The sequence below is a fragment of the Streptomyces sp. NPDC005266 genome, from assembly GCF_040607655.1.
In the GTDB taxonomy this organism is placed as follows: domain Bacteria; phylum Actinomycetota; class Actinomycetes; order Streptomycetales; family Streptomycetaceae; genus Streptomyces.
In genome coordinates, this window is the sequence record NZ_JBEXHC010000006.1 from 375,043 (window position 1) to 389,955 (window position 14,913).

General features: G+C 69.0%; 13 protein-coding genes and 2 pseudogenes. 4 read left to right on the forward strand and 11 right to left on the reverse strand.

The window, feature by feature from the left end:
- Nucleotides 1-197 precede the first annotated feature (197 nt).
- The 8 genes from ABZU99_RS15315 to ABZU99_RS15350 all read right to left on the reverse strand — a co-directional run bounded on the left by ABZU99_RS15315 (nucleotide 198) and on the right by ABZU99_RS15350 (nucleotide 8,061).
- Nucleotides 198-1,064 carry a PhzF family phenazine biosynthesis protein gene (locus ABZU99_RS15315; RefSeq protein ID WP_356043270.1) on the reverse strand — a complete coding sequence of 289 codons (867 nt, stop codon included), beginning with the start codon at nucleotides 1,062-1,064 and terminating at the stop codon, nucleotides 198-200.
- A gap of 7 nt (nucleotides 1,065-1,071) precedes the next feature.
- Entirely contained in the window at nucleotides 1,072-1,953 is an 882-nt protein-coding gene (locus ABZU99_RS15320) for a phytanoyl-CoA dioxygenase family protein (RefSeq protein WP_356043272.1), read from the reverse strand.
- A 320-nt stretch (nucleotides 1,954-2,273) separates the two neighbouring features.
- The gene (locus ABZU99_RS15325; RefSeq protein WP_356043275.1) at nucleotides 2,274-3,026 is read right to left on the reverse strand and encodes an iron-containing redox enzyme family protein; all 753 of its coding nucleotides are present in this window, start codon (nucleotides 3,024-3,026) and stop codon (nucleotides 2,274-2,276) included.
- Nucleotides 3,027-3,248: 222 nt separating this feature from the next.
- A complete protein-coding gene (locus tag ABZU99_RS15330) occupies nucleotides 3,249-4,565 on the reverse strand; it encodes an ATP-grasp domain-containing protein (protein ID WP_356043277.1) in 1,317 nt (438 codons plus the stop codon).
- Nucleotides 4,566-4,597: 32 nt separating this feature from the next.
- On the reverse strand, nucleotides 4,598-5,692 hold the full coding sequence (locus ABZU99_RS15335; RefSeq protein WP_356043280.1) for a DUF1611 domain-containing protein: 1,095 nt from the start codon (nucleotides 5,690-5,692) through the stop codon (nucleotides 4,598-4,600).
- A gap of 58 nt (nucleotides 5,693-5,750) precedes the next feature.
- Complete coding sequence (locus ABZU99_RS15340; RefSeq protein WP_356043282.1) at nucleotides 5,751-6,992, reverse strand: ATP-grasp domain-containing protein; 1,242 nt, start codon at nucleotides 6,990-6,992, stop codon at nucleotides 5,751-5,753.
- A gap of 185 nt (nucleotides 6,993-7,177) precedes the next feature.
- A complete protein-coding gene (locus ABZU99_RS15345; RefSeq protein WP_356043381.1) occupies nucleotides 7,178-7,750 on the reverse strand; it encodes a transposase in 573 nt (190 codons plus the stop codon).
- The gene (locus ABZU99_RS15350) at nucleotides 7,633-8,061 is read right to left on the reverse strand and encodes a hypothetical protein (RefSeq protein ID WP_355945007.1); all 429 of its coding nucleotides are present in this window, start codon (nucleotides 8,059-8,061) and stop codon (nucleotides 7,633-7,635) included. The genes ABZU99_RS15345 and ABZU99_RS15350 overlap by 118 nt, the downstream gene beginning before the upstream one ends.
- Nucleotides 8,062-8,351: 290 nt before the next feature.
- Here ABZU99_RS15350 and aroA point away from each other — a divergent pair, with 290 nt between their 5' ends.
- Both aroA and hisC read left to right on the forward strand, forming a co-directional pair.
- Nucleotides 8,352-9,701, forward strand: coding sequence for a 3-phosphoshikimate 1-carboxyvinyltransferase (aroA, locus tag ABZU99_RS15355; RefSeq protein WP_356043285.1), 1,350 nt, complete (start codon nucleotides 8,352-8,354; stop codon nucleotides 9,699-9,701).
- 228 nt (nucleotides 9,702-9,929) lie between these two features.
- Entirely contained in the window at nucleotides 9,930-10,997 is a 1,068-nt protein-coding gene (gene hisC / locus ABZU99_RS15360; protein ID WP_355944933.1) for a histidinol-phosphate transaminase, read from the forward strand.
- Nucleotides 10,998-11,869: 872 nt separating this feature from the next.
- On the opposite strand, the gene ABZU99_RS15365 is transcribed toward hisC, so the two are convergent.
- On the reverse strand, nucleotides 11,870-12,067 hold the full coding sequence (locus ABZU99_RS15365; RefSeq protein ID WP_356043388.1) for a hypothetical protein: 198 nt from the start codon (nucleotides 12,065-12,067) through the stop codon (nucleotides 11,870-11,872).
- Between the two features lie 934 nt (nucleotides 12,068-13,001).
- Here ABZU99_RS15365 and ABZU99_RS15370 point away from each other — a divergent pair.
- Together ABZU99_RS15370 and ABZU99_RS15375 are read left to right on the forward strand one after the other, a co-directional pair.
- Nucleotides 13,002-13,178, forward strand: a pseudogene (locus ABZU99_RS15370) (LuxR C-terminal-related transcriptional regulator); the annotation flags it as partial.
- Between the two features lie 111 nt (nucleotides 13,179-13,289).
- Nucleotides 13,290-13,487: pseudogene (locus ABZU99_RS15375) on the forward strand (LuxR C-terminal-related transcriptional regulator); the annotation flags it as partial.
- Here the strand turns inward: ABZU99_RS15375 and ABZU99_RS15380 are convergent.
- Both ABZU99_RS15380 and ABZU99_RS15385 read right to left on the reverse strand, forming a co-directional pair.
- Nucleotides 13,457-13,732, reverse strand: a complete 276-nt coding sequence (locus ABZU99_RS15380; protein WP_355944997.1) for a transposase — start codon at nucleotides 13,730-13,732, stop codon at nucleotides 13,457-13,459. The pseudogene ABZU99_RS15375 and the gene ABZU99_RS15380 sit on opposite strands and share 31 nt — an antisense overlap.
- Before the next feature lie 271 nt (nucleotides 13,733-14,003).
- Nucleotides 14,004-14,810, reverse strand: a complete 807-nt coding sequence (locus tag ABZU99_RS15385; protein ID WP_356043288.1) for an alpha/beta fold hydrolase — start codon at nucleotides 14,808-14,810, stop codon at nucleotides 14,004-14,006.
- Nucleotides 14,811-14,913: the final 103 nt, after the last annotated feature.

The window sequence follows — 14,913 nt, forward strand, 5'->3', positions numbered from 1 at the left end:
ACCTGTTCCTGGCCGGCTCCACCGCCGCGCGCAGCAAGACCACCCACCTCGGCCCCGACCACTTCACCAACCGGCTCGGCGAGGAACGGCACACCCGCCGCATGATCGCCCAACTCGCCGCCCTGGCCTCGACGTCACCGTCACCCCGCGCGAAGAGGCCGGTTGATCTGCACCTACGCCGAAAGGCTCGGTCATTTTCAAGAGAGCCGATGGGCCGGTTGCTCCGTCAGGACGCGTGCGGTGCCGCCGAGTTCGACTCGCAGGTCCGGTCCCGCCGTGGCGGTGATGGTGGCGTGGCTGCCGAGGGCGTCGCCCATGTCGACGGCGATCCGGTGGACGCCCCGGCCAGCCAGGTGTGCGACGAGACAGGCCGTGCTGTTGGCGTTGGCGAGGTCCTCTGGAACGCCGATCGAAGGGGCGAACATCCGGGCCGCGAGCGCGCCCTCGGGCGAAGGTTCCGAGTGGACATACGCGCCGAGCAGGCCGAACCGGTCGCAGGCCGCCCTGAGGCGGTCGAGGTCCGGGCGTAGCGCGGCGAGCGCGGCCCGGGTGGGGACCGGCACCAGAATGCGTTCGCGGCCCACGCCGGCGATCCGGACGTCCGGCCCGGCCTCGTCCGGCGCAAGACCGAGGGCCGGAAGAACGAGGGCGCGTTCCTCTGCGGTGGGTTCGCGCAGGTCAACGGGGCCGGGGTCGAAGGCGGCGGTGATCAGCCCGCCGGCACGCTCGGCCCGCCCGGCGAAGACGCGCCCCCCGGCACGGAGGGTGGCCCGGTAGGGCCCGACACCGCCGTGCCGTGCCGCGAGGAGGGCGAGGGCGGCGACCGTGCCGTGACCGCAGGCGGGCAGTTCCCCTTCCGCGGTGAAGAAGCGCAGCTCGGTCGTGTCGCCGGCGTGACGTACGTACACAGCGTGCGAGGTGCCCCGTGCGACGGGGATCCGGCGCCGCTCGTCGTCGCCCGGCGGCGGGCCGTCCGCGTCGTCCTCCAGGACGACGGCCGTGGGGCTGCCGCCCGCGCCGCCCCGCAGGCAGGCGCGGACGACCGTCACGTTCGGCGTGCTCATGGGGCTGTCACTTCGTCTCCTCCAGCGTGGCGTACCCGGTGGTCGCCGCAGTCGCGGTCTTGTTGGCGCCCTCCTGGAGCTGGAAGAGCGAGCCGAAGGGGCGCTCCGCGAGCGGGAGGCGCCACGCCCCGGCTTCCACACGTGCCGTGTCCGACACGCTACCGCGCAGCAGCTTCACTCCGGGCTCGTTGTGGCCGGCGTGCGGGCCGAAGTGGATCGGGTAGGCGTCGGCCGCCCGGTAGGCCGGCAGGAAGGCGCGGCGGTACCGGTCGGAGCGGTTCGGGGAGGAGTAGTGCAGGAGCAGGCAGTGGATGAAGACCACGCTGCCAGCGGGCGCCTCGATGGGCACGGCGAGCGTTGGGTCGGGGGCGTCGGCACCCGTCACCTTGCCGCGGAAGTGGCCGTCGACGTAGTGGTCGGCGAGGCCGCGCCGGTGAGAGCCGGGGACGGCCTGGAGGGCGGAGTTCTCGGTGGTGGTGTCGTCGAGGTAGACGAGGGCCGTCACCAGGTCGGTGTTGGTGTGGGGGTAGTAGCCGAAGTCCTGGTGCCACTCCACGACACTGCCCACCTGCGGGGCCTTGAGGTGGAGCTTGCTGTAGTGGAACAGGATGTCGGGGCCGATGAGTGCCTCGACATGGTCGAGCAGTTTGGGGTGGGCGGCGGCCCGCTCGAACGCGGAGTGCTGTTTGGTGGGCGACCAGATCCGGCGGGCCATGCCGTTGTCGCCCGGCTCCACTTCGGCGACGGAGCCGATGTCGGGGACGTCCAGGATCTCCGTGATGGCGGTGTTGAGTTCGGCGACTTCGCTCGGATCGAAGAGACGCTCGGCGACCGCAAAGCCGTTCTCGCGGTACTCCTTGACGAGCGCGGCTGTGTCGGGTGCGGACATTCGCGGGGTTCCTCTCTGCTGGGCGGCGGGGGTGCGGTGGGGTGGGGTCCGTACGGGTCCGCCGGGCGACGACTGCCCGGCGGACCCGCGATGGCTCAGAGGCGCCACCGACCGGCATCGCAGCTGGGCCCCGCGCGGGCCGGGCAAGGCGGCCGGGAGCGTCCCTCGGCCAGGGCGCTCGCCAGGATCGCCGGCTGTGTCTCCGGCTTCGAGGCGGGGACGCGGAACGTCCCCGTGAAGCTCTCGATCGGTTCAACCCTCAGGCGCATGGGGTCTCCGGCGTGCTGATCCTGTCGTCGGCGTGGCCCGGGACGTGCGGGTCACACGGCGGCGGTCTGCGCGTGCTTGGCGACGGTGTCCTCGTAGATCTCCCGGAAGAACATCGCGAGGATCTCCTGGACGTCGTCGATGTACTTGAACACCTGCTGAAAGTCCTCCTCGCTGAAGATCAGCTGGTGGAGGATGTCCCACATCTCCTGGGAGTGGTCTTCGGTGCTGTCGACGTGGAGGTGGGCGGCCTGACCCTTGACGTTCTCCTTGCCGAGCCGCTCCTGGAGGTTTTCGACGATGGCCGGCTGGAGCTTGATCTGGGTGTACTCGACCAGGTAGTTGGAGACGACCGGGGCGAGGGCCGACTCGTGCTCCAGGGCGTAGTAGAAGAAGCCCTCGAAAAGGCGGGTGGAGAGGTAAGGCTCGGTGGCGAGGATCTCTTCCTCGGTGACGCCGGCGGCCGCGGCGTCGCTGATGTACAGCTTGTCGTGGAGCATCTCGTCGGCCTGGTACTGCGCGTAGTCGCGGGCGGCCCTGGGCGCGACCTGGGCGATCTTGTAGATGGCCTTGGTCTGGCTGACCCGGGAGAGGCGGATCCGCCACACGTGCTCGATGAGGGTGCGGCGGTAGTACGCCTGGTGGAGCTCAGGCTCGGTCAGGTGGGACGCGAAGGGGACGGTGGCCTTCCACTCCGCCATCTTCTTGTCCAAGTAGCGGTCGAGCTCGGCCTTCTTCAGACGGCTCTGCTCCTCGTTGTAGAACGGCTTCGGGTGGTTGATCCCGGTGTTCTGCACGCGGTTCATCGCGTTCTCCTTCACGAGAGGGTTGGCGGGTGGACGTCCACGGAAAAGTCAGAGTGTTTGCCGCCCGGCGCGGCGGCGGGGTCGCGGGCGATCCGCTCGGCGACCCGGGTGAACCCGGAGGTGTGGACCCGGGCGGACGAGGTTCTCGCAGCCGCACAGCGGGACGGTGGCCCGGATCTCCGGTTCGGCGCCCGCGTCCAGGCCGAGGATCGGGTCGTCGGGTCAGCGGTAGCGGACATGGAAATGCTCCGTCGCGTGCCGGTCGAGGAAGGCGGTCTCGGCGTCGAGGTCGTCGGCCGCCACGTCCCACAGGGCGTCCATCAGGCAGATCGCCCGGTCGGACACATCGAGTCGGGTTCCCTCCGCCACGTGGATGCGCAGGATCCGGGGCGGCCGGGTGGGCGGGTCGAAGCCGATCGCGTCGACGGTCCGCCCCTTCTCTCCGTACTTGCTGAGGAACACGGTCGCCTGGACGGGCGCGCCGGTGCGCAGGGCCTCCAACTGGGAGGCGCGGATGAGCCGGTCGTGGAAGGCGTCCCGTTCGCCGTTGGGCAGCCGCAGGGACTCGACCCACAGGTCGAGGAGGGAGTGCCCGGTGACGGTCTGGACGCTGGCGTCGATGAGACTGCCGCCGACCCGGGGGTTGATCTCGATGATCTCCCAGCGCTTCTTCGACTCCCAGTACTTGACCTCGATGTGGAAGGCGCCGGCGGTCAGCCCGTGCTCCGCCAGCGCGGCGAGGCAGCGGGTGACGTAGTCGGATCCCTCCAGGACGAGTTCACGGTCGATGCCGGCGGGCGGGCTGACCGACATCCCCTCCAGGGTGGTCCGCTCCAGGCGTTCCACGCGGGCCTTCTCGTGGACGCACAGGTGGTGGACCCGCCCGTCGAGGACGAAAGTCTCGAAGCTGAACTCCGGGCCCTCGACGTATTCCTCGACGAGGAAGTCGTACCGGTCCATGAAGATAGCCTTCATGCGCTGGTCGGCGCGCATCTGCTCCTGGATTGCGGGCAGGTCGGCCAGGTCGTCGGCGTCCTCCAGGACGAAGGTCGCGAAGGACGAGGCACCGCGCACCGGCTTGACGAACCAGCGTGCGGAGGGGTCGAGTTCGGGGGTCACGCCGGGGGTGAGCCGGCGGACCCGGACCTCGCTCAGTCCCTCGGCGAAGAGGTAGCGGCGCAGTTCGTACTTGTCGAGGCAGAGCCGCAGCGCGGGCTCGGCGGAGTCGCGCGCGCCGAGCCGCTCGTTGAGCTCGGCCATCAGGAGCCGGTAGCCCTCGAAGGTGGCGAGGGCGGCCTCGACCCGGTAGCCCCGGTCGGCGAGTTCGCGAACGGCCTTCTCGACGTCGCTGGAGCGCAGTTCGGGTTCCTCGGTGACCACGCAGTCCGCCACGTGGCGGCGGCTCGCGTCCAGGACCCCTGGCGTCTCCGGCCGGGAGCTGAGGGCGACCAGGGTCAGGCCGAGCCCGGCGGTGGCCGCGGCGACCTCCTCGGTGTACGACTTGCCTTGGTGCATGAGGAGCAGGACCGCTCTCTTCATCTGTGCACCTCCTTGGAGTTCCGGGTCCGCCCTCAACGCTGGCGGACCGGCAGCCGGTCCGCGGTCTCGCGCTGGTGGGCGCGCAGGATGTCCACGAGCTGGGCGGCGCCGCCCTCACGGACCGGGTCGACGACAGGCAGTCCGGTATCGGCCTCCAGCTTCTCGGCCTCACGGCGGTAGTCCTCCTCGGTGAAGCCGCTGCTGTTGACGCTGACGGCGGCGACCTTGGCGGGCCGTTCGAAGACGGTGAGCTCCTCGTTGATGCGGATGAGCTCGGGGATAGGGATGATGGGCGTCTCCCAGACCTTGGTGCGCTCGGCGCCGAGGCGGTGGCAGAAGACCAGGGCGTGCGGCAGGGCGCCGTGGAGGATGGCGAGGGCGACGCTGCTGAACCCGATGTGGTTGAGGGAACCCTGGCCCTCGACGACGACCCATTCGTTGTCGGCGGCGGCCTCCATGACGACCTGCTCGACGGCGCCGGCCATGAAGTCGCCGGGTACGCCGTCGACCGCGACGCCATGGCCGGAGATCATCATGCCGCTCTGGCCGGTGGCGGCGAAGCCGGTGGGGATGCCCCGGCGGTTGGCCTCGTTCCAGATCTCCAGGCCGGCGGTCTTCTTGCCGATGTTGGAGTCGCTGCCGCACGTGTGGATGACCCAGGTGTCCAGGTCCAGGACGCGGGCCTTGTTGAGCGGCACCTTCGGGGCGTCCTTGGTCTCCCAGACGGTAATGCCCTTCTCACGGACGGCGCGGGCGATGTCCGGGTCGCCGGTGAGGCGGAAGTGGATCGAGTTGATCAGGTGGAGGCCGTTCTGGACGGCCGCGAGGAGGTGCGGCTTCCAGCCGGAGGGCAGTTCGGCGGAGTGCAGGCCCTTGCCGATGACCAGGACCTCGGGGCGCAGGTGCAAAGCGTCCTCGACGCGGCCGACGATCGGGATCGGGCCGCCGTAGCCGAGCTCGTCCTGGACGGTCCGGCCGGCCTTGCGGCTGTCGATCACGGCGACGCAGCGGTCCCCGCGGTAGCGGATCAGTGAGGCGGCGATCTTGCTCGTAAAGAGTCCGAAGCACCCCTCGGCGAACACCACGAAGTTCTTGTCGACCAGCTCCGCATGGTTCAACTGACCCACGTCTTCCTCCACGGACTCGACGGTTCGATTGGCGACGGCACGAGATGGTTCGGGCGGTCTACGGGACGGGCTCCGTCGTCAGGCGGTACTGCGCACGCACCTGGCGCACGGCCTCCTCGATCTGCTCCTGGGTGCCGCCCCGGAAAAGGAAGCGGCCGCCTTGGAGCGTGGCGTACGAGCCGGGCCGGGAGACCAGAACCTCGCCCGCCCTCGGCACCAACTCCCGATATACGTAGGGAACTTCACCCAGGAGCGGGGTGGCGGCGGTGACCTTCTGGGGCAGCGGCTTGGGGCCTGGGATGATCAGCCAGCCGCCGCTCAGCTCCGGGTCGGGGACCGGCGGGTCCACCAGGCGGCCCAGCAGCACGTCGACCCACAGCCGGAACAGATTGACGCCGTGGACGTCGTGGATGACGTACGGCACGTCGGCGCCTGGCACCCGGGCTCCGACCTCCAGGAACACCAGCTCGTCGCCGGTGTCGAAGAGTTCGAGGTGGAAGGCGGAGCTCCGCAGGCCGAGCGCGGTCAGGCAGCGCACGGCGAAGTCCTCGCAGCGGGCGCGCACCGCGGGTTCCGTCTGGAAGACGGAGCCGAGCGGTTCGCCCAGGAGCTCGAAGTCCAGGCAGGTGGAGACGTAGCGCGAGGTACACAGGAACAGCGGTTTGCCCGCGGCGTCCAGGACGCCGTCGACGTGCAGGATCTCGCCCCGTACGAACTCCTCGATCTCGAGGTCGTGCAGGCTCCGTTCGGCGCACAAGGCCCGCAGCTCCTCGGCCGAGGCGATCTCGCGCACACCCTGGCTGGACGCCCCTCGCACCGGCTTGACGATCACGGGGTAGCCGAACTCCTCGGCGGCCGCGAGAATCTGGTCCTCGGTGCGGCAGGGCGCCCAACGCGGCACTCGGATGCCGGCCCGCGACACCGTCTCCTTCATGACGGTCTTGTCGCGGAGCCGGGAGGTCTCCTCGGGGCTGGAGCCCGGGATGCGGTACCGCTCGCGCAGGGTCGCCGCGAGATCGAGGAGCGTTTCGGAAAAGCAGATGACGTGGTCGAACGGGCCTTCGTCGCGAACGACGGCGTCGACGAGCCCCAGCACGCCGTCCAGGTTGCCGAAGTCAGGTACGACGTGAACCCGTTCGGCGTCGGCGGGCACTCCGCTGCGGCCGCCCTCGTCGCAAACGTACGTGACGCGGTCGGTCTCCGGGCGGAAGACGATTTCGGGAGCGGCGAGGCGGTTCTCCCAGCGCCGCTCGTCCTCGTACAAGGGCCAGCGGTTCAAAAACAGGATTGCGCCGGACATGGATGTCGTCCTCACGGTTCACAGGATGCATGGACGTGCCCGGCCGGGGAGGGCCGGTTGACGGCGGCGACGGCGGGCCTTTCGGAACCGAAGAATGAACCCGAACCTGAATCCCGGGAACGGCCCCCAACGCGTTGTTCGCGCTGCCTCAGCCTCGCATGGGACCGGCCTGGTCAGAATAGGACCTAGGTCCCAGCGCCCCCGGCGTTGCAGGTGCGCGAGCACGCGGGCACGTGCTGCCCGGCTTGCCTCAATACCGGGACTCTGACACGAAAAATTGGGTGAGTGCGCGGTTCAGGCCGCTGAGATGGGTTCAAAGCGGACGGTGAGTCCGAGGCGGTTGGCTTCCTTGGCCATGCGTCACATGGGCGTTCGGGGTCGCGGCGGGTGAAGTAGTCGGTGCCAAGGTCCTGGTAGCAGGTGCTGTGGCGGAGGATGTGCCAGATCGCGATGGCGAGTTTGTGCATCACCGCGACCAGTGTCCGCTGGCGGTCGCGACGGGCAGCGATCCGCCGGTAGTAGGCACTGAGGTAGCAGTCATTCTTCCGGGTCACCGACATCGCGGCGATGCCCGGCAGGCGTTTCGGATTGCTGTTGCCTGGGCGGGTGCGGCCGGACTTGGTGGCATCGGCGGATACGTTCATCCCCGGGCGGACCTCGATCCAGGAGGCGAGATGCCCGGGGGTGGCAAACCGGGCCATGTCGCCGCCGGTCTCGGCGATGATGATCTGAGCGGCCGCGGGTCCGATACCGGGAATCGTGTCGAGTTCTCGATGTCCGTGTCGCGCTCCAGCCGGGCCGGCAGCGCGGTGATCCGTGTGTCCAACTGGCCGACCGCGGCGGCGAGGTGGTCGAGCTCGTCCAGGTAATGCCGGCACATGAACGCGTGGTGCTCGGTGAAGGTTCCGTCCAGGGCTTCGATGAGGACCGGGATCTTGCTGCGGGCCCGGCGGATGGCCGGCTCGGCCAGGGTCTGCGGGGCACGTTCGCCGTTGATCAGTGCGTTGACGACGGCCCGGCCGCCGGCCCCGGTGATGGCGCTGAGCACCGACGACAGTGTCCGGGACAAACCTCGGCGGTAAAGAGGGTCCGGACCACCTTGTGCCGGAAACGCCATGGGCAGATGGACCTATTGCCCGTGCGCCGCACGGGCCACAGAATTCTTATCGCGCCCCCACCGCCGGAGGAGGGCTGTCGTGCGCGCCAGGAGGCTTTTCCCGAACTGCCGCCCCGACATCGAAGCGCCAAGCGGCGGGATGACATGTTCTCGCTCCGCGGATATCGCCGGCCCGGACGTCAAAGCGACATCGCTTGCAAAAGGTATCAGACGGCGAATGATGGGAAACGGGAGATACTAGGATGCTGCTGAGGGTTGATCCGGTCGATTCCTTTTCCGGAACGTTCCGCGTCCCTTCTTCGAAACCGGAGACGCAACGGGCGATTCTGACCGGCACACTGGCCGATGGCACGTCACGGGTTTTCAACGATCTCCGTTGCGACGAGACGGAGACCATGAAGAACGCCTGCCGTGCCTTCGGTGCCAAGATAACCGAGCACGACGGATTCCTGGAGATCCAGGGCATCGGAGGGGCGCTCCCGCACATCCGGAGCGTCATCCAGTCCCGCGGCTCGGGTCTGGTGTTCCGCGTCGTGACGGCGCTGGCGTCCGTACTGCCGTCGCCGGTCGTGGTGACGGGCGACGCGACCCTGTGCAACCGCGTGATGGAGCCCCTGCTGCAGGCGCTGCGCGAACTCGGCGCGGACATCGAGTCGATCGTCAGCGAGAACAAGGCCCCGGTCGTCAACTGGGGGCGCGGCCTGAAGGGCGGCACTTGCCGGCTGCCGGGCGACATCAGCTCGCAGTTCATCACCGCCATCCTGTTCGCCGCGCCGCTGGCCGACGGCCCGGTGGAGATCGAGGTGACGGGAGAGGTCTATTCCCAGTCATACATCCGGCAGACGCTGGCCAGCCTGGCTGACGCGGGTATCAAGGTCTCCGCGTCGGAGGACATGCGTCACTACCAGGTGGAGCCCTCCTCCTACCAGGCCCAGGACGTCACCACGCACGAGGACTACACCTCGGCCTCGTACCTGCTGGCCGCCGCCGCGCTCTTCCCGGGCCGGACTGTCCTGACCAACGTGTATGGCGACAGCATGCAGGGCGAGTTCGCGATCGTCCCGATCCTGGAGCAGCTCGGGGTGAGCGTCACCTTCGACCGGGCCACCTCGTCGCTGACCGTCGACAACCCGCCGGGCAGTCTGTGCGGCGACTTCGAGGTGGATGTGCGGGATTGCCCCAACATCGTGCCCACGCTCGCCGCCCTCGGGGCGTACGTGCAGGGCAGCCTGCGGGTGACCGGCGGACGCCTCACCCGCTTCCACAAGGCGTCACGCATCGAGGCCATGGCCGCCGAACTGACCCGCGCGGGCGTGGACATCGAGGTCCTGTACGACGACGGGATCTGCGACGGCTTCGAGGTCCGCGGCGCGCGGACGTACCCCGGCGGAGTGACGCTGTCCAGTTGGGGCGACCACCGCATCTTCATGTCGCTGTTCGTGGCAGGCCTGCGGATGCAGTCCGCCAACCGGTTCTCGGGCTTCGAAGACGTCCGGCTGTCCTTTCCCACTTTCCTGGAGGAGTTCGCCAGGGCAGGGGTACGGACCACGGCCGTTGAGGAGGAGAACGCGCCCGCTGTGGCCGTCGGCTGACCCTGCCTGCGACAACCCCGGCGGTCCGCTGTGCCGCAGTGGCGCGCGCCGCCGGACCCGAGAGGTGAGCGGGACACGCAGCTGACCACGGCAGAGGTGTCGGCGCGCGGGCTGGATCTCACGCCCGCGCGCCCCGTCGCGGCGCGTGGCCCCCGGATACCCCGGAGCCCCCGATGAACGACACCCCCCGCACGACCGTCCGCTTCCCCCGTTCAGGAAGTTCCCTCGATGCCCCCTGCACCTGCCCCCCGGCTGCGCGCCGATGTCTCCGGGTTGCCTCGCTACGTCCCCGGCCGGGCCGCGCCCAGCGACCTGGTGGACAAGTTGTCATCGAACGAGAATCCCTACCCCCCGCTGCCGTCGGTCGTCGCCTCGATGCGCGAGGAGCTGGGGCGCGTCAACCGCTATCCCGATTCCAAGAGCAGTGAACTGGTCACGGAGCTGTCCGCAGCCCTCGCGGTGCCCCCGGAGCACCTCGTGCCCGGCACCGGATCCCTCGGGGTCACCAAGGACCTGTTGTGCGCCGCGGCCGGCGAAGGGGACGAAGTGCTGTTCGCCTGGCGCTCGTTCGAGGCATACCCGCTACTCATCTGGGCCACCGGGGCAACTCCTGTGCAGATTCCGCTGCGTGACGAGCGGCACGATCTGGAGGCCATGGCCGATGCGGTGACAAACCGCACTCGCGTGATCATCGTGTGCAACCCCAACAACCCGACCGGCACGGCCGTGCACCGCGGTGAGCTTGAGCGCTTCCTCGACCGGGTGCCGGGCCATGTGCTGGTAGTGCTCGACGAGGCGTACCGCGAGTTCGTGGACGACACCGACGTACCCGACGGCATCGAGCTCTACCGCGACCGTCCCAACATCGCCGTTTTGCGCACGTTCTCCAAGGCGTACGGGCTGGCGCGACTGCGCGTCGGCTACGCGGTCGCGCATCCGCCGGTCGCGGCCGCGCTGCGGGCCTGCGCCGTGCCGTTCGGCGTCAGCGGACTCGCCCAGGCCGCCGCGCGGGCCTCGCTGAACGCGGGACCCGAACTGCTGGAGCGGGTACAGACCCTGGTGGCCGAGCGCGCCCGGGTCACCCGTGCTCTGCGGGCCGCGGGCTGGAGCGTTCCTGACAGCCAGGCCAACTTCGTCTGGCTGCGCCTCGGCTCGCATACACCGGCGTTCGCCGACGCGTGCGAGGCGGCGGGTGTCATGGTGCGCCCCTTCGGCGACGAGGGGGTGCGGATCACCATCGGTACTCCCGAGGAGAACGACCATCTGCTGAAGATCGCGGGCGACTGGCGGGTGTGAGGCCCCCCGCCGCGGACCCCGCGTCCCAGAAGTGGAGCGGTATGAGGCGGGTCAGACCGAGTCCATACGGTCGAGGCTGGATCGGGCAGAGGCCGCGACGCGCGGCGCGGTCAGGGCGAACTGCTCGTACAGCGTCCGGAAGGGGGCCGAGCCGCGACGCGCGGCGCGGTCAGGCCGAACTGCTCGTACAGCGTCCGGAAGGGGGCCGACGCACCGAAGTTCTCCAGGCTCACCGCCTCGCCGCAGCGGCCCACGAGGCGTACCAGCCGGGCGCACCGGGTTGAGATGGTGAAGCACGACTGCCGGCGGCAGGTTCGTGTCCTGTCGGCACAGCGTCTTGACCTTGGTCCTTGACGGTTCGGAGAGCCTTCTTGGAGGGGTAGTGGTAGACGTAGTGCTTCTGGGTCCCGCGTTTGCGGTGACGCTGGAGGCGCCACCCCAGGACACCAGCGGCCTCCCGGCATTGCGGCATCCTCCCTGCCGACTTGCCGGCCCCGCAGGGTAGGCCGCCGGCGAGGTGCTTGCCGGCCCCGCAGGGTAGGCCGCCGGCGAGGTGTCCGTTGACACGGACCCTTTTCCGGCAGCCCCCCACCGAACCGGGCATGCGACTTATCACCGCACCCGGCTCTCCAGCGTCGATTCCATCGAATCCTGCCGAACGGGGAATCCGCTGTGGATTCCGCCGCGGCAGTCACAGCAGACGATGAGGGTCTTGCGACGGCGTGATGCCCTGGACACTCGCCCGATCGCAACGTCGAACATCACCTCCTCCGATCCCTCAATCGCTGCGATCACTCACATCACGCGACCTCACGTCGCCCGACTGCCCTCAGCTTCTACCCGGCCGCTGCGACGGCCCGGCGGTAGAGGTCTCACACCTCCACTCGGTCACATGGCGCCTCATGGGGCACCCAGCCGTTGTTGCGCGGCAGGTCCGACAGCAGGCCCAGCACCAACCGCCCAGCCCGGCGTCGTGGTTCGACCCGGGCGAACCGTCCCGCGATACGGCCCATGGCCACCTCGAACGCCTCCCGCCAACGAGCAGGATCTATGCGGTGATTTACGGCCACCGTCTCATCGTTACTCCACACAAGTCACGGTGATCAACAGTGGCCGTACCCGTTCCCGGACCAGGTCCCACGAGCAAGATCACGATCTGGCTGGAGTATTGGCGCGCTTCAATAGTTGACCGATAACCACTGGTCAATTGATCACACAAGCATGTAGCTTAAACATACTTGATCAGTTCCAGCCTGCCCTCGAGCGAGCGTCAAGGGGGACGCCGTCGTCGGCCAGATACGTGCCGCTTTGCAGTCGCGCCACCGATTCTTCGCAGCGTTGCCATTTTCGTCTGCGAACGATTTGGCGTGTTTACACAGGGGAGATTGCATTGACGTCATACCCATATGCGCTTTCCATCGTTCCGCTGGGCTTCGACATTCATGGCGAGCCAGTAGTGACAGTCGATCCGTCCGGCGGAGTTACGGATTGGTCCATAACAGGGCATAGCTTGACTGGAGGAGGCCGGAAGCGAGGTCGCCGCCCTGCTGAGGTCCGGAGCCGCGCCCCGGGCTCCTGAAACTGCCCGAGAAGGCCACCGCCTCCCACGACGCCCTGGCCGATGCCCCCTGCGACGAATGGCGGGAGATCGTCGTGGACACCCCCCTCCAGGACCTCCGCCTCCTTGCCCGGTTCGAGGCCACCTCCGCCCCCCGCGCTGCGCGGTGACGCCGGCCCCCTGACCAGCGCCCTTGGCCTGGTCCCCTGGCGCCGCGTCACGTCCGGCCCCTTTTCCCCCCACACCTTCCCCGGCGGCCACACCGACGTCCTGCGCTCCCCGGCCTGAACGGCCTGGCTGGGCGAGACGCTGGGCCGCCTGCCGTGACCGCCGCCTGTCAGGTGACCTGCCGGCGCTCACCGCTCAGCGCCAGGCGGTGCCGCGTGAATGAAGTCCTTGGACGTTTTTTCTCATGCCGTTTCGGAGAAGCAAGAGAGAGGCAAGACGTGGAAGAAGCACCGGCCGCAAAGCTCACCTCCCGGGAGTTAGATGTACTCCGCCTGCTGGCCCGGGGGTTAAGTAACCGGCTCATCGCCCGAAGGCTCGACATATCCGAGAAGACTGTCAAGAACCATCTCAGCAGCATATATCTCAAGATCGGCGCCACCGACCGCACTCAGGCCGCCCTCTACGCCCGACACGTCGGCCTGACCGACCTCGAGGAAGCGGCTCCGTCCGCTCCGGCGTCCGCTCCGGCGTCCGCTCCCGTCCCCGAGAAAGATGCGCCGCCCGTCGGCCCCGCCCTCACCGCACGCGAGCGGGGCGTACTCCGCCTGCTGGCCGGGGGGTTAAGTAACCGGCTCATCGCCCGAAGGCTCGACATATCCGAGAAGACTGTCAAGAACCATCTCAGCAGCATATATCTCAAGATCGGCGCCGCCCACCGCACTCAGGCCGCCCTCTACGCCCGATACCTCGACCTCGCTTCCTGAGCGGGCCCGCAGCGGGACCTTTCTCCGAGGGCATCCCTCCCACATGGAGCCAGAGCGCTGCCGTATGGAGGGGGATCCCACTTCCGCTCGGCGCGCTCCGCCAGCGCCGAGACCCAGCTGTGCGGCGTGCCCGAGTGGACACCGGGCTCCTCAGCGACCTCCGGGATCGGCCTCTCGGCCTCGATCACGATGCGTACGGCACCCTCACGAAACTCAGGTGTACATGTGCGTTGCTTGGACCCCATGAACCCCAACTCTGCCTGCAATCACGGGCTCCACGCTACGAGGGGAGGGACAATCTCAGCGTTCCCTTCTCCGTGGAGAACCTCTGCAGCCAGATCGCCGAGTGCGGACAGCGCCGGATCCGGCTTGCCTCATGACGTTCCCCGCCAGGCTCCTCGTTCTCCACCGTCACCGTCACCGTCACCGTCGACTACGTCTTCTACGCGGCCCATATCAGACCACGGCCCAAGCCTCGACTAACGCGCCGATCGACGGGAGGGTACTGCCGCACCGTCATCCCTCCTCGACGAGGAACCTCCGCACCAGCTTCCCCGCCTCGTCCTGGCACTCCTCGAAGTAAGCGTGCCGGGCACCCGGGAAGAGGTGGGTACGGGCACCGGGGATACGGGAGGCGAGTAGCGGGAGGTTGTCCGGCGGGGTCAGCCGGTCCTGGTCGCCGTGGAGGATCAGGGTGGGTGCCGCAACGCGCGGCAGTTCGCTCCAGGCGTCGTGCTCGTTGCTGGCGATGAGGTGGCCGCGGCGCGCGTGGGCGGGCATCCGCGGGTCGCCGAGGGTGCGGTAAGGGCCGGGGTGCGCGGCCCGCCAGGCGGGCGAGTACATCAGGTCGGCCAGCACCCGGCGTACAGCCTCCGCGTCCGGCTGTGCGAGGGACCGTCGTACCGACGCGTCGCGTTCCACGGCGTGCGGACCGCCCGGGGAGGTGCAGCCCAGGACCAGCCGGCGGACCCGCTCCGGGTGGCGGATCGCGAGCGACTGCGCGACCCGGCCGCCCATCGAGGTGCCGTACACGTCGGCGCGCGCGATACCGAGCGCGTCCAGGACCGCGACGACGTCGTCCGCGAACTGCCGGATGGAGTACGGCCCCTCGGGCTTGTCGCTGTCGCCCGTGCCGCGCAGGTCCAGGGTGACGGTGGAGCGCACGGTGTGGAAGTCCTCGCGCACGCCGTCCCACCAGTGGTGGTCGTTCGCCTGCCCAGCGAGCAGCACCAGCGGCGGCCCCTCCCCATGGTGCTGGTATGCCAAGGCGGTGCCGTCTTGGGCGCGGGCGAAGGCCGGGGCCGGCCGGTCGTGTTCGGTCATCGACGTCCTTCGAACGGGCACGCGGGGCGCGCGGGCGGCGCCGGGTGTCATGAGTCCTCCTGACAGTAGCCTGAGGAGGAACACGCCATGAGCGGCCTCGACA